Origin of the sequence: Pseudomonas sp. MOIL14HWK12:I2, assembly GCF_000510745.1 — a bacterium.
Classification (GTDB): Bacteria; Pseudomonadota; Gammaproteobacteria; order Pseudomonadales; family Pseudomonadaceae; genus Chryseomonas; species Chryseomonas oryzihabitans.
In genome coordinates this window covers 400296-413344 of sequence record NZ_AZOA01000003.1, presented here as the reverse complement: position 1 = coordinate 413344, position 13049 = coordinate 400296, and the positions used below count along the sequence as shown (strand labels likewise).

14 protein-coding genes are annotated in these 13049 nt (G+C 65.1%); 13 read left to right on the top strand and 1 reads right to left on the bottom strand.

Going from position 1 to position 13049, the window contains the following annotated elements; translation table 11 throughout:
- Positions 1-61 precede the first annotated feature (61 nt).
- From PSK12I2_RS0101955 to hisC, 10 genes are all read left to right on the top strand, one after another.
- Entirely contained in the window at positions 62-871 is an 810-nt protein-coding gene (locus PSK12I2_RS0101955; protein ID WP_027597091.1) for an ATP-binding cassette domain-containing protein, read from the top strand.
- Positions 871-1665 (top strand): lipid asymmetry maintenance ABC transporter permease subunit MlaE, encoded by a 795-nt coding sequence (mlaE, locus tag PSK12I2_RS0101950; protein ID WP_007159512.1) that lies wholly within the window; start codon positions 871-873, stop codon positions 1663-1665. The genes PSK12I2_RS0101955 and mlaE overlap by 1 nt, the downstream gene beginning before the upstream one ends.
- Positions 1665-2141: an outer membrane lipid asymmetry maintenance protein MlaD gene (gene mlaD, locus PSK12I2_RS0101945; protein ID WP_007159511.1), complete on the top strand. Its 477-nt coding sequence runs from the start codon at positions 1665-1667 to the stop codon at positions 2139-2141. Before mlaE ends, mlaD begins: the two co-directional genes overlap by 1 nt.
- Before the next feature lie 14 nt (positions 2142-2155).
- Positions 2156-2815 carry a phospholipid-binding protein MlaC gene (locus PSK12I2_RS0101940; protein ID WP_027597090.1) on the top strand — a complete coding sequence of 220 codons (660 nt, stop codon included), beginning with the start codon at positions 2156-2158 and terminating at the stop codon, positions 2813-2815.
- Positions 2812-3126 (top strand): lipid asymmetry maintenance protein MlaB, encoded by a 315-nt coding sequence (locus PSK12I2_RS0101935; protein WP_027597089.1) that lies wholly within the window; start codon positions 2812-2814, stop codon positions 3124-3126. The genes PSK12I2_RS0101940 and PSK12I2_RS0101935 overlap by 4 nt, the downstream gene beginning before the upstream one ends.
- Before the next feature lie 73 nt (positions 3127-3199).
- On the top strand, positions 3200-3439 hold the full coding sequence (locus PSK12I2_RS0101930) for a BolA family protein (protein ID WP_007159508.1): 240 nt from the start codon (positions 3200-3202) through the stop codon (positions 3437-3439).
- Positions 3440-3461: 22 nt separating this feature from the next.
- On the top strand, positions 3462-4727 hold the full coding sequence (gene murA, locus PSK12I2_RS0101925; RefSeq protein ID WP_007159507.1) for a UDP-N-acetylglucosamine 1-carboxyvinyltransferase: 1266 nt from the start codon (positions 3462-3464) through the stop codon (positions 4725-4727).
- Positions 4728-4736: 9 nt separating this feature from the next.
- Complete coding sequence (gene hisG, locus PSK12I2_RS0101920) at positions 4737-5369, top strand: ATP phosphoribosyltransferase (RefSeq protein ID WP_007159506.1); 633 nt, start codon at positions 4737-4739, stop codon at positions 5367-5369.
- A gap of 290 nt (positions 5370-5659) precedes the next feature.
- Positions 5660-6979, top strand: a complete 1320-nt coding sequence (gene hisD, locus PSK12I2_RS0101915) for a histidinol dehydrogenase (RefSeq protein ID WP_027597088.1) — start codon at positions 5660-5662, stop codon at positions 6977-6979.
- Positions 6976-8031 (top strand): histidinol-phosphate transaminase, encoded by a 1056-nt coding sequence (gene hisC / locus PSK12I2_RS0101910; RefSeq protein ID WP_027597087.1) that lies wholly within the window; start codon positions 6976-6978, stop codon positions 8029-8031. The genes hisD and hisC overlap by 4 nt, the downstream gene beginning before the upstream one ends.
- A 13-nt stretch (positions 8032-8044) precedes the next feature.
- Here the strand turns inward: hisC and PSK12I2_RS0101905 are convergent, their stop codons facing one another.
- On the bottom strand, positions 8045-9166 hold the full coding sequence (locus PSK12I2_RS0101905; RefSeq protein ID WP_027597086.1) for a S1C family serine protease: 1122 nt from the start codon (positions 9164-9166) through the stop codon (positions 8045-8047).
- 115 nt (positions 9167-9281) lie between these two features.
- Here PSK12I2_RS0101905 and PSK12I2_RS0101900 point away from each other — a divergent pair, with 115 nt between their 5' ends.
- The 3 genes from PSK12I2_RS0101900 (at position 9282) to cysN (ending at position 13020) form a co-directional block, all read left to right on the top strand.
- Positions 9282-10037, top strand: coding sequence for a Nif3-like dinuclear metal center hexameric protein (locus tag PSK12I2_RS0101900; protein ID WP_027597085.1), 756 nt, complete (start codon positions 9282-9284; stop codon positions 10035-10037).
- A gap of 165 nt (positions 10038-10202) precedes the next feature.
- On the top strand, positions 10203-11120 hold the full coding sequence (cysD, locus tag PSK12I2_RS0101895) for a sulfate adenylyltransferase subunit CysD (protein WP_007159501.1): 918 nt from the start codon (positions 10203-10205) through the stop codon (positions 11118-11120).
- 1 nt (position 11121) lies between these two features.
- Complete coding sequence (gene cysN, locus PSK12I2_RS0101890) at positions 11122-13020, top strand: sulfate adenylyltransferase subunit CysN (RefSeq protein ID WP_027597084.1); 1899 nt, start codon at positions 11122-11124, stop codon at positions 13018-13020.
- Positions 13021-13049 lie beyond the last annotated feature (29 nt).

Below are 13049 nucleotides of genomic sequence, written 5' to 3'. Positions count from 1 at the left end.
CGCGTGCCCTGAAGCGGCGGAGCGGCGTCTCCCTGCACAGAGTTGAACCTTAGGAGTCCTGATGACCGTCGATAGCCCGTACGCCGTGGAGCTGAAGGGCGTTTCCTTCAAGCGCGGCACGCGTCTGATCTACGACCGGGTCGATATCCGCATCCCGCGGGGCAAGGTCACCGGGATCATGGGACCGTCCGGCAGTGGCAAGACCACCCTGTTGCGCCTCATCGCCGCCCAGTTGCGACCGAGCAGTGGCGAGATCTGGGTCAATGGCGCCAACCTGCCGCAGCTGTCCCGCGGCGAGCTGTTCGAGATGCGCCGGCAGATGGGCGTGCTGTTCCAGAGCGGCGCGCTGTTCACCGATCTCGATGTCTTCGAGAATGTGGCCTTTCCCTTGCGTGTGCACACCAAGCTGCCCGAGGAGATGATCCGCGACATCGTCCTGCTCAAGCTGCAGGCGGTGGGACTGCGCGGCGCCATCGAACTGATGCCGGACGAACTGTCGGGTGGCATGAAGCGCCGGGTCGCCCTGGCGCGGGCCATCGCCCTGGATCCGCAGATCCTCATGTACGACGAGCCCTTCGTCGGCCAGGACCCCATCGCCATGGGCGTGCTGGTGCGCCTCATCCGTCTGCTCAACCAGGCGCTGGGACTGACCAGCATCGTGGTTTCCCACGACCTGGCCGAGACCGCCAGCATCGCCGACTACCTCTATGTGGTGGGCGATACTAAGGTGCTGGGGCAGGGCACGCCGAAGGAATTGCGCGAATCGCCGGATCCGCGGGTTCGCCAGTTCATGCAGGGCATCCCCGATGGCCCGGTACCCTTCCACTTCGCCGCGCCGGATCTGCGCGATGCCTTGCTGGGGAAACACTGATGCGTAAGGTCTCCGCCGTGGAGCGGATTCGTCGACTGGGCCGCGCCGGGCTGGATGTCGTGGCGGCCATCGGCCGCTCGGTCATCGTCCTGCTGCTGGCGGTGTTCGGTCGCGGTGGCGTAGGCAGCGGTCTGCAGCTGCTGGGCAAGCAACTCTATTCGGTAGGGGTGATGTCGCTGCCGATCATCGTGGTGTCGGGCTTCTTCATCGGCATGGTGATCGCCCTGCAGGGCTACAACATCCTGGTCAAGTACGGCTCCGAGCAGGCGGTGGGGCAGATGGTCGCCCTCACCTTGCTGCGTGAACTCGGCCCGGTGGTGACGGCCCTGCTGTTCGCCGGCCGGGCAGGCTCCGCCCTGACCGCCGAGATCGGCAACATGAAATCCACCGAGCAGCTGTCCAGTCTGGAAATGATCGGCGTGGACCCGCTCAAGTACATCGTCGCGCCGCGTTTCTGGGCCGGCTTCATTTCCATGCCGCTGCTGGCCGCCATGTTCAACGTGGTGGGCATCTGGGGCGCGGCCATGGTCGCCATCGACTGGCTCGGCGTCTATGACGGTTCCTTCTGGGCCACCATGCAGAACAGCGTGATGCTCAGCGACGTGCTCAACGGTGTGATCAAGAGCCTGGTGTTCGCCTTCGTGGTGACCTGGGTCGCCGTCTTCCAGGGGTATGACTGCGAGCCCACTTCCGAAGGCATCGGCCGCGCCACCACCCGTACCGTCGTCTATGCGTCGCTTGCCGTGCTCGGCCTCGACTTCATTCTTACCGCCCTGATGTTTGGAGATCTCTGATGCAAACCCGCACCCAGGAAATCGGTGTCGGACTCTTCCTGCTGGCCGGCGTGCTCGCACTGCTGCTGCTGGCGCTGCGGGTAAGCGGTCTGACGATGAGCGACCATCACGATACCTACAAGGTCTACGCCTACTTCGACAACATCGCCGGTCTCACCGTGAGATCGCGGGTGACCATGTCGGGCGTGACCATCGGCAAGGTCACCGCCATCGATCTCGACCGCAACAGCTACCGCGGCCGGGTCACCATGCAGATCGACAAGCAGGTGGACAACCTGCCGACCGACTCCATCGCCTCGATCCTGACCGCCGGCCTGCTCGGCGAGAAGTACATCGGCATCAGCGTGGGCGGTGACGAGCAGGTGCTCAAGGAAGGCTCGACCATTCGAGATACACAATCCTCGCTGGTTCTCGAAGACCTGATCGGCAAATTCCTGCTCAATTCGGTCAATAAAGACTCTTCCGCCAATAAATGATGAGAGGCTTTTCCATGCTCAAGCTACTTCGTCACGGAGTGATCGCGATCCTGGCCCTGCTGCCCCTGCTGCCCCTGGTGTCCCAGGCGGCGCCCTCGGCCCACGACGTGATCCAGCAGACCACCACCACCCTGCTCAGCGACCTCGAGGCCAACCGCGACAAGTATCGCAGCAGCCCGGAAGCCTTTTACGAGTCGCTCAACAACATCCTCGGCCCGGTGGTGGATGCCGAAGGCATCTCGCGCAGCATCATGACCGTGCGCTACAGCCGTAGCGCCTCGCCCGAGCAGATGGCGCGCTTCCAGGAAAACTTCAAGCGCAGCCTGATGCAGTTCTATGGCAATGCGCTGCTGGAGTACAACAACCAGGGCATCCGGGTGCTGCCCGAAGGGCCGTCCGACGGTCCCGACCGCACCAGCGTGGGCATGGAGGTCAAGGGCAACAACGGCGCCGTGTATCCGGTGCAATACAGCATGGTCAAGCAGGGCAACGAGTGGAAGGTGCGCAACGTCATCATCAATGGCCTGAACCTCGGCAAGCTGTTCCGTGACCAGTTCGCCCAGGCGATGCAGGAAAACGGCAACGACCTGGACAAGACCATCAACAACTGGGCGGGCACCGTGGCCAAGGCCAAGGATTCTCCCGAGGCCCAGAAGGCCAAGGTCGGTTCGTGAGTCGCGCCGCCATCACCGGCGAAGGCGCCCGACTGCAGCTGTCGGGCGTGCTCGATCACGCCAATGTGCCCACCCTGCGTGAGCAGGGCAGGGCGCTGATCGGCCAGGGCAGTGGTCCGCTGGTGCTCGATTGCGCCGGTGTCGAACGCTCCAACAGCGCCGGCCTCGCGCTGTTGCTGGCCTGGTTGCGCGATGCCCAGGCCGCGGGGCGCACGCTGACCATCGCCAGCCTGCCTTCCGAGTTGCGGCAGATCGCCGACGTCTCGGATGCCCTCGCCCTGCTGCCCCTGGCGGAAGACGCGCACGGGTAGCGGTCATCGCAGTCGCCGTACAGCCGGTTTTTTTGTATGATCGCCGGCTGTACTAGATTGCCGAGGTGCCGCCATGCAGGCCCAAGAAGTCAAAAGCCTCCTGGAGGCAAAACTGGCCGATACCCAGGTCGAAGTGGAAGGCGAGGGCTGCAACTTCCAGCTCTACCTGATCAGCGACGAGCTCCAGGCACTCAGCCCGGTCAAGCGTCAGCAGCAGGTCTACTCCCATCTCCAGCCGCAGATCGCCGATGGCAGCATCCATGCTGTCACCATGAAATTCTTCACCCGTGCTGCCTGGGCCGAACGCGCCTGATTCGCAGCGCCGAGAACTCGCTATGGACAAACTGATCATTACCGGCGGCAACAGCCTGAACGGTGAAATTCGCATTTCCGGGGCCAAGAACTCCGCCCTGCCGATCCTGGCCGCGACCCTGCTCGCCGACACCCCGGTGACCATCGCCAACCTGCCGCACCTGCACGACATCACCACCATGATCGAGCTGTTCGGCCGCATGGGCGTCCAGCCGGTGATCGGTGAAAAGCTCAATGTCGAGGTCGATGCCTCCAGCATCAAGACCCTGGTCGCGCCCTATGAGCTGGTCAAGACCATGCGCGCCTCGATCCTGGTGCTGGGCCCGATGGTCGCCCGCTTCGGCGAAGCGGAAGTCGCCCTGCCCGGTGGTTGCGCCATCGGTTCGCGGCCGGTCGATCTGCACCTGCGCGGCCTGGAAGCCATGGGCGCCAAGATCACCGTCGAAGGCGGCTACATCAAGGCCAAGGCGCCGGCCGGCGGCCTGCGCGGCGCCCACTACTATTTCGACACCGTCAGCGTGACCGGTACCGAGAACGTGCTGATGGCCGCCACCCTGGCCAAGGGTCGCAGCGTCATCCAGAACGCCGCCCGCGAGCCCGAGGTCGTCGACCTGGCCAACTGCCTGATCGCCATGGGTGCCAACATCCAGGGCGCCGGTACCGACACCATCACCGTGGAAGGCGTCGAGCGCCTGGGTGGCGCCACCTATTCGGTGCTGCCGGACCGCATCGAGACCGGCAGCTACCTGGTCGCCGCCGCCGCCACCCGCGGTCGCGTCAAGCTCAAGGACACCGATCCGACCATCCTGGAGGCCGTGCTGGCCAAGCTGGAAGAGGCCGGTGCCCACATCGCCACCGGTAGCAACTGGATCGAGCTGGACATGAAGGGCAATCGCCCCCGCGCGGTCAACATCCGCACGGCGCCCTACCCGGCGTTCCCCACCGACATGCAGGCCCAGTTCATCTCCATGAACGCCGTCGCCGAAGGCACCGGTACCGTGGTCGAGACCATCTTCGAGAACCGCTTCATGCACGTTCACGAGATGGTGCGCATGGGCGCCAACATCGCCATCGAAGGCAATGCCGCCATCGTCACCGGCGTGCCCAGCCTGAAGGCCGCCCCGGTCATGGCGACCGACCTGCGCGCCTCGGCGAGCCTGGTCATCGCCGCCCTGGTGGCCGAAGGCGATACCCTGATCGATCGCATCTACCACATCGACCGCGGCTACGAATGCATCGAGGAGAAATTCCAGCTGCTCGGCGCCAAGATCCGTCGCACGCCCAAGTAAGGACCTCCGATGCTGACCATCGCCCTGTCCAAGGGCCGTATCCTCGACGACACCCTGCCGCTGCTGGCGGCGGCGGGGATCGCTCCGACCGAGAATCCGGACAAGAGCCGCAAGCTCATCATCCCGACCACCCAGGACGATGTACGGCTGCTCATCGTCCGCGCCACCGATGTGCCCACCTATGTGGAACATGGCGCCGCGGACCTGGGCGTGGCCGGCAAGGACGTGCTGATGGAATACGGCGGCGACGGTCTCTATGAGCCGCTGGACCTGCGCATCGCCCGCTGCAAGCTGATGACCGCGGGCGCCGTGGGCGCTCCGGCGCCGCGTGGCCGGCTGCGGGTGGCGACCAAGTTCGTCAATGTCGCCAAGCGCTACTATGCCGAGCAGGGTCGTCAGGTCGACATCATCAAGCTGTACGGCTCCATGGAGCTGGCACCGCTCGTAGGCCTGGCCGACAAGATCATCGACGTGGTCGACACCGGCAATACCCTCAAGGCCAACGGACTCGAGCCCCAGGAGCTGATCGCCCATATCAGCTCGCGCTTGATCGTCAACAAGGCCTCGATGAAGATGCAGCATGGCCGCATTCAGGCCCTCATCGAGACCCTGAGACACGCCGTCGAAGCGCGCGGCGCCTGAGAACCTGTTCAAAGCCTGCTACGCGTCGGCCAAACTGCGTTAAAAATGGCTTCGGAATGCTCATTTACCACTCGTAAACTCCGCTTCCTCAGCCATTTTTGCCTTGTTTGTCTCTAGCTCGCGAGACTTTGAACAGGCTCTACGTCCTGGCCGGCATGCCGAATGCCGGCTCAGACTGCTTCCATCCCTCCAGCTTCGCCTATCCGTGCCATAGCCAAATTGTCGGGCGCCCACACGGAACCGGCTGTTACTCTCGGGCGCCCCTTTCGCTCTCCTGAAGAGGATCCGCCATGACCGCTCCGCTCGCCATCCGCCGACTCGCCGCCGCCGCTCCGGATTTCGCCGAGCATCTGGATCATCTGCTGAGCTGGGAAGGGGTGTCGGATGCCGACATCAACCAGCGGGTCCTGGCGATCATCGCCGACGTGCGCCACCAGGGCGACGCCGCGCTGCTGGAATACACCCGGCGCTTCGATGCCGTCGAAGCGACCGCCATGAGCGATCTCATCCTGCCGCGGGCGCGTCTGGAAGAAGCCCTGGCCCGCATCACGCCGGAGCAGCGCACCGCGCTGGAAGCCGCTGCCGAGCGAGTCCGTCGTTATCACGAAAAGCAGCGCCAGGATTCCTGGCAGTACCAGGAGGCTGACGGCACCGTGCTCGGCCAGCAGGTCACCCCGCTGGATCGTGCCGGGCTCTATGTGCCGGGGGGCAAGGCCTCCTATCCCTCCTCGGTGCTGATGAACGCCATCCCCGCCAAGGTCGCCGGCGTAAAAGAAGTGGTCATGGTGGTGCCCACGCCCCGCGGCGAGGTCAACGAACTGGTGCTGGCCGCCGCAGCCCTGGCCGGTGTCGATCGCGTCTTCACCATCGGCGGCGCCCAGGCCGTGGCCGCCCTGGCCTATGGCACCGAAAGCGTACCGCCGGTGGACAAGATCGTCGGCCCCGGCAACATCTATGTCGCCACCGCCAAGCGCCACGTATTCGGCAAGGTCGGCATCGACATGATCGCCGGCCCGTCGGAGATCCTGGTGGTCTGCGACGGCCAGACCGATCCCGACTGGATCGCCATGGACCTGTTCTCCCAGGCCGAGCACGACGAAGACGCCCAGGCCATCCTGGTCAGTCCCGACGCCGCCTTCCTCGACGCCGTGGCGGAAAGCATCGCCCGCCTGCTGCCGGAGATGGAGCGTGCCGAGATCATCCGCGCCTCCCTGGAAGGCCGCGGCGCCCTGATCCAGGTCGCCGACATGGCCCAGGCCATCGAGGTGGCCAACCGCATCGCCCCCGAACACCTGGAATTGTCGGTCGCCGAACCCGAGCAGTGGTTGCCCAGCATCCGCCACGCCGGCGCCATCTTCATGGGTCGCTATACCGCCGAGGCCCTGGGCGACTACTGCGCCGGTCCCAACCATGTGCTGCCGACCTCGGGCACCGCGCGCTTCTCCTCGCCGCTGGGCGTGTACGACTTCCAGAAGCGTTCCTCGATCATCCACTGCTCGGCTACGGGCGCTTCCGCGCTGGGCCGGGTCGCCTCGGTGCTGGCGCGTGGCGAGTCCCTGACCGCCCACGCCCGCAGCGCCGAATACCGTATTCAGGAGGAGCAGGCATGAGCGAGCTCTGGAGTCCCTTCGTCAAGAACCTGGTGCCCTATGTGCCGGGTGAGCAGCCCAAGCTGACCAACCTGGTCAAGCTCAATACCAACGAGAATCCCTACGGTCCGTCACCGCGGGCGCTGGACGCCATTCGCGCCGCGGCCACCGACGACCTGCGCCTCTATCCCGACCCCAACGGTCAGGCGCTGAAGGACGCCGTCGCCCGCTACTACGGCCTCCAGAGCGAGCAGGTGTTTGTCGGCAACGGCTCGGACGAGGTGCTGGCGCACATCTTCCTGGGTCTGTTCGGCCATGGCCGCCCGATCCTGTTTCCGGACATCAGCTACAGCTTCTATCCGGTCTATTGCGGCCTCTACGACATCGCCTTCGAGACGCCGGCGCTGGACGAGGATTTCCAGATCGTCCCCGAGGACTATCTGCGCCCCAATGGCGGGATCATCTTCCCCAACCCCAATGCGCCGACCGGCAGCGCCCTGGCGCTGGACGCCATCGAGCGCATCGTCGCCGGCAATCCGACCTCGGTGGTGGTGGTGGACGAGGCCTATGTCGACTTCGGGGCGGAGTCGGCGGTCGCCCTGATCGAGCGCCATCCCAACCTGGTGGTGACCCAGACGCTGTCCAAGTCCCGTTCGCTAGCCGGTCTGCGGGTAGGGCTGGCCCTGGGACAGGCGCCGCTGATGGAAGCCCTGGAGCGGATCAAGAACAGCTTCAACTCCTATCCGCTGGATCGCCTGGCCCTGGCCGGCGCGACCGCGGCCTTCGAGGATCGCGCCTATTTCGACGAGACCTGCCGGCAGGTGATCGAGAGTCGCGAAGCGCTGGTGGGCCAGTTGCTGGAGCGCGGCTTCGAGGTCCTGCCTTCGGCCGCCAACTTCATCTTCGCCCGTCATGTGCAGAAGAGTGGGGCGGCGCTGGCCGCGGGCTTGCGTGAGCACGGCGTCATCGTGCGCCACTTCAGCCGCCCCGAACGCATCGCCGACTTCCTGCGCATCACCATCGGCACGCCGACGCAGAATCAGGCGCTGATCACGGCCCTCGACACCCTCTGAGCCTCGTTCGCGGCTAGCGCGCCTTCTCCATCAGGGGGCGCATCCCGACGGTCACCTTGACCTGCACGGTCTTGTCCTGGCGCAGCACCTCGATGGGAATGCTGTCGCCAGGCTGCTTGCGGGCGATCTGGTTCATCGCCAGCCGGCCGTCCCTGATCGGTTGGCCAGCCAGCTTGACCAGCACGTCGCCCGCGCGCAGACCGCCCTTGTGCGCCGGTCCATCGGGATCGATGTCGGTCACCACGATGCCCTGGTCGACTTTGAGGCCGTAGGTCTTGACCAGCTCCGGGGTGATCACCTCCACCGCCACGCCCAGCCAACCACGGATGACCTGGCCGTGCTGGATGATCGAGCGCATGACCTCCATGGCCAGCTTGATCGGGATGGCGAAGCCGATGCCCTGGGAGCCGCCGGAGAGGATGGCGGTGTTGATGCCGATCAGATTGCCGCTGGCATCCACCAGCGCCCCGCCGGAATTGCCCAGGTTGATCGCCGCATCGGTCTGGATGAAGTCCTCGTAGGTATTGAGACCCAGCTGGTTGCGACCGGTGGCGCTGATGATGCCCATGGTCACCGTCTGGCCGACGCCAAAGGGGTTGCCGATGGCCAGCACCACGTCGCCGATGCGGATGGCGGTCGAATCGCCCACCGAGATGGCCGGCAGGTTGGGCAGGTCGATCTTGAGCACGGCCAGGTCCGTGGCCGGATCGTTGCCGATGAGCTTGGCCAGGGTCTGACGACCGTCGGCGAGGGCCACCACGATGGATTCGGCGTCCAGGGTCACGTGGTTGTTGGTCAGCAGATAGCCGTCATGGCTCATCAGCACGGCGGAACCCAGGCTGAGTTCTTCCACCGGCTTGGTCGCGCCCTTGCGGTCGCTGGCCGTATCCCCGGCCTTGCCCGGCTTGGCGGCCTTGGTCGAGCGCAACGACACCACCGCGGGCGCGGCGCGACTGGCCGCGTCGGCATAGGAAACCGGTCCCTCCTGGCGCGAAGTGGCGGGCGCCTGGGCGGCCTCGAACAGCGGCGGCTGGGCGGGCAGGCCGAGCCACTGGGGATAGCGCTGCATGATCAGGGCTGCAACGAGCAGACCGCACAGCACGGGCCAGCCGAGATAACGCAAAGCCTTGTACATCGATCACATCCTTGAATTTGTCCACCCGGGGTGCGCCGGATAAGCTGGCGGCCATTATAAGGAGCGGCGCCAGCCGAAGACACGCTGGCGCCGCCAACGAGGAGGTAAGCCGCACGTGACCCTGTCCCTTGAGCAACTGGTAGAGACCGCCGACCGCTACCTGGAATCGGCCCGGATCCAGGATTACTGCCCCAACGGCCTGCAGGTCCAGGGCCGTGAGCAGGTGCGCCTGCTGGTCAGTGGCGTCACGGCTTCCCAGCAGCTGCTGGACGCCGCCGTCGCCGCCGGTGCCGATGCCATCCTGGTGCACCATGGCTATTTCTGGAAGAACGAGGATGCCCGCCTCATCGGCATGAAGCACCGGCGGATCAAGACGCTGCTGAGCCATGACATCAGCCTGCTGGCCTACCACCTGCCCCTGGATGTCCATCCCGAGGTGGGCAACAACGTCCAGCTGGGACGCCGCCTGGGGCTGCAGGATATCCGGCCGCTGCCAGGCGATGCCAAGGGGCTGATCTGGCAGGGGGAGTTGCCGCAGGCGCAATCCGCCGCGGACTTCGGTCGGCAGGTGGCGGACGTGCTGCAGCGCGAGCCGCTGGTGGTCGACGGCGGGCGCTCGATCCGACGCCTGGCCTGGTGCACCGGTGGCGCCCAGGGCTATATCGACCAGGCCATCGCCGGCGGAGTGGATGCCTACCTGACCGGAGAGGTGTCCGAGCAGACGGTGCACAGCGCTCGCGAGAACGGCGTGAGTTTCTTCGCCGCCGGCCACCATGCCACCGAGCGCTATGGGGTGCAGGCGCTGGGCGACCATCTGGCCGCGCAGTTGGGGATCCAGCACCTCTTCATCGACTGCGACAATCCCGCCTGAGCGTCATAAGCATAGAACTTCTGGTTCTAAATAGCCTGGCGGGCCATAACCGTTGCCTATGGTAAGGTTGAGGTTCGTCCACGGCCCGCTCTGTCCGGTGTGTCCAGTCGACTGGATGCCGCAACGGACATCTCCTAGGCCACCTTTCTGCAATCGTGAGTAGCCATGCTCGACAAACAGACGCACCTCAAACAGCTTGAGGCGGAAAGCATCCACATCATCCGTGAAGTGGCCGCCGAGTTCGACAATCCGGTCATGCTGTATTCCATCGGCAAGGATTCGGCCGTGATGCTGCACCTGGCCCGCAAGGCCTTCTTTCCCGGCAAGCTGCCGTTCCCGGTACTCCACGTGGACACCGGCTGGAAATTCCAGGCCATGTACGAATTCCGCGATCGCATGGTCGCCGACATGGGCCTCGATCTGCTGGTGCACAAGAATCCGGAAGGGGTCGCCCAGGGCATCAACCCCTTCACCCATGGCAGTGCCAAGCACACCGACATCATGAAGACCCAGGGCCTCAAGCAGGCGCTGGACAAGTACGGCTTCGACGCCGCCTTCGGCGGTGCCCGCCGCGACGAGGAGAAGTCCCGCGCCAAGGAGCGCGTCTACTCCTTCCGGGACAGCAAGCACCGCTGGGATCCCAAGAACCAGCGTCCCGAGCTGTGGAACATCTACAACGGCAAGACCAACAAGGGCGAGTCGATCCGCGTCTTCCCGCTGTCGAATTGGACCGAGCTGGACATCTGGCAGTACATCTACCTCGAAGGCATCCCGATCGTGCCGCTGTACTTCGCCGCCGAGCGCGAGGTGATCGAGAAGAACGGCACCCTGCTCATGATCGACGACGACCGCATCCTCGAGCACCTCTCGCCCGAGGAGAAGGCCCGCATCCACAAGCGCCAGGTGCGCTTCCGTACCCTTGGCTGCTACCCCCTGACCGGCGCGGTGGAGTCCCAGGCGACCACGCTGACGGACATCATCCAGGAGATGCTGCTCACCCGCACCTCCGAACGCCAGGGCCGGGTCATCGACCACGATGGCGCCGGATCCATGGAAGAGAAGAAACGTCAGGGGTATTTCTAAGATGTCGCACCAATCCGATCTGATCGGCCAGGACATCCTGGCCTACCTCGCACAGCACGAACGCAAGGAACTGCTGCGCTTCCTCACCTGCGGCAACGTCGACGACGGCAAGAGCACCCTGATCGGGCGCCTGCTGCACGATTCCAAGATGATCTACGAGGATCACCTGGAAGCCATCACTCGCGATTCCAAGAAGGTCGGCACCACCGGCGAAGAAGTCGATCTGGCGCTGCTGGTGGACGGCCTGCAGGCCGAGCGCGAGCAGGGCATCACCATCGACGTGGCCTACCGCTACTTCTCCACCGCCAAGCGCAAGTTCATCATCGCCGATACCCCCGGCCATGAGCAGTACACCCGCAACATGGCCACCGGGGCCTCCACCTGCGACCTGGCGATCATCCTGGTCGATGCCCGTCACGGCATCCAGACCCAGACCCGCCGGCACAGCTACATCGCTTCGCTGCTGGGCATCAAGCACATCGTGGTCGCCATCAACAAGATGGATCTGCTGGGCTTCGACGAGGCGGTGTTCGAGCGCATCAAGGACGATTACCTGGCCTTCGCCCAGCGTATCGACCTCAACGCCAAGGATATCCACTTCGTCCCCATGTCGGCGCTCAAGGGCGACAACGTGGTGAATCGCAGCGAGCAGACGCCCTGGTACAGCGGCAAGCCGCTGATGGAAATCCTCGAGACCGTGGAGATCGCCGCGGATCGCAATCTCGACGATCTGCGCTTCCCGGTGCAGTACGTCAACCGGCCCAACCTCAACTTCCGCGGCTTCGCCGGAACCCTGGCTTCGGGCGTGGTCACCAAGGGCGATGCCGTGGTGGTCCTGCCGTCGGGTAAGGGCAGCCGCATCAAGTCCATCGTCACCTACGAAGGCGAGCTGGAGCAGGCCGGACCTGGCCAGGCGGTGACCCTGACCATGGAAGACGAGATCGACATCTCTCGGGGCGACGTCCTGGTGCATGCCGACAACCGTCCCCAGGTCACCGACAGCTTCGAGGCCATGCTGGTGTGGATGGCCGAAGAACCCATGCGGCCCGGCAAGAAGTACGACATCAAGCGCGCCACCAGCTACGTGCCCGGCTCGCTGCCGAGCATCGTGCACACGGTTGACGTCAATACCCTGGAACGTGGCGCCGCCAGCGAGCTCAAGCTCAACGAGATCGCCCGGGTCAAGGTGGCTCTCGATGCGTCCATCGCCCTGGATGGCTATGGCGTCAACCGGACCACCGGCGCCTTCATCGTCATCGATCGCCTGACCAATGGCACCGTCGGTGCCGGCATGATCATCGCCGACCCGGTAGGCCGGGGTGGCCATGGCCAGGGCGCGCACCAGCTGCACGTCGGCACCAGCGAGCGGGCCGCGCGCTTCGGTCAGCAGCCCAGCACCGTGCTCTTCACCGGTCTCTCCGGCGCCGGCAAGACCACCCTGGCCTATGCCCTGGAGCGTCGCCTGTTCGATGCCGGTCGTGCGGTCTTCGTGCTGGACGGTCAGAATCTGCGCCACGACCTGAACAAGGGTCTGCCACAGGATCGCGCCGGGCGTCGCGAGAACTGGTTGCGTGCTGCCCAGGTAGCCCGCCAGTTCAACGAAGCGGGTCTGATCGCCCTGGCGGCCTTTGTCGCGCCGGATGCCGAGGGCCGTGCCCAGGCCCAGGCGCTGATCGGTGCCGAGCGTCTGCTGACCGTGCACGTCAAGGCGTCGCCCAAGGCCTGCGCCGAGCGTGATCCCCAGGGGCTCTATGCCGCCGGTGGCGACAACATCCCGGGTATCTCCTTCGCCTACGATGCACCGGAAGATGCCGATCTGGTGATCGACACCGAGCAGCTGTCGGTGGAGGAGGGGGTCCAGCAGATCCTCGACGTCCTGCGTCGGCGCCAGGTGGTCTAGGGCGTCCAGCCATGAAAAAACCCGCCGAG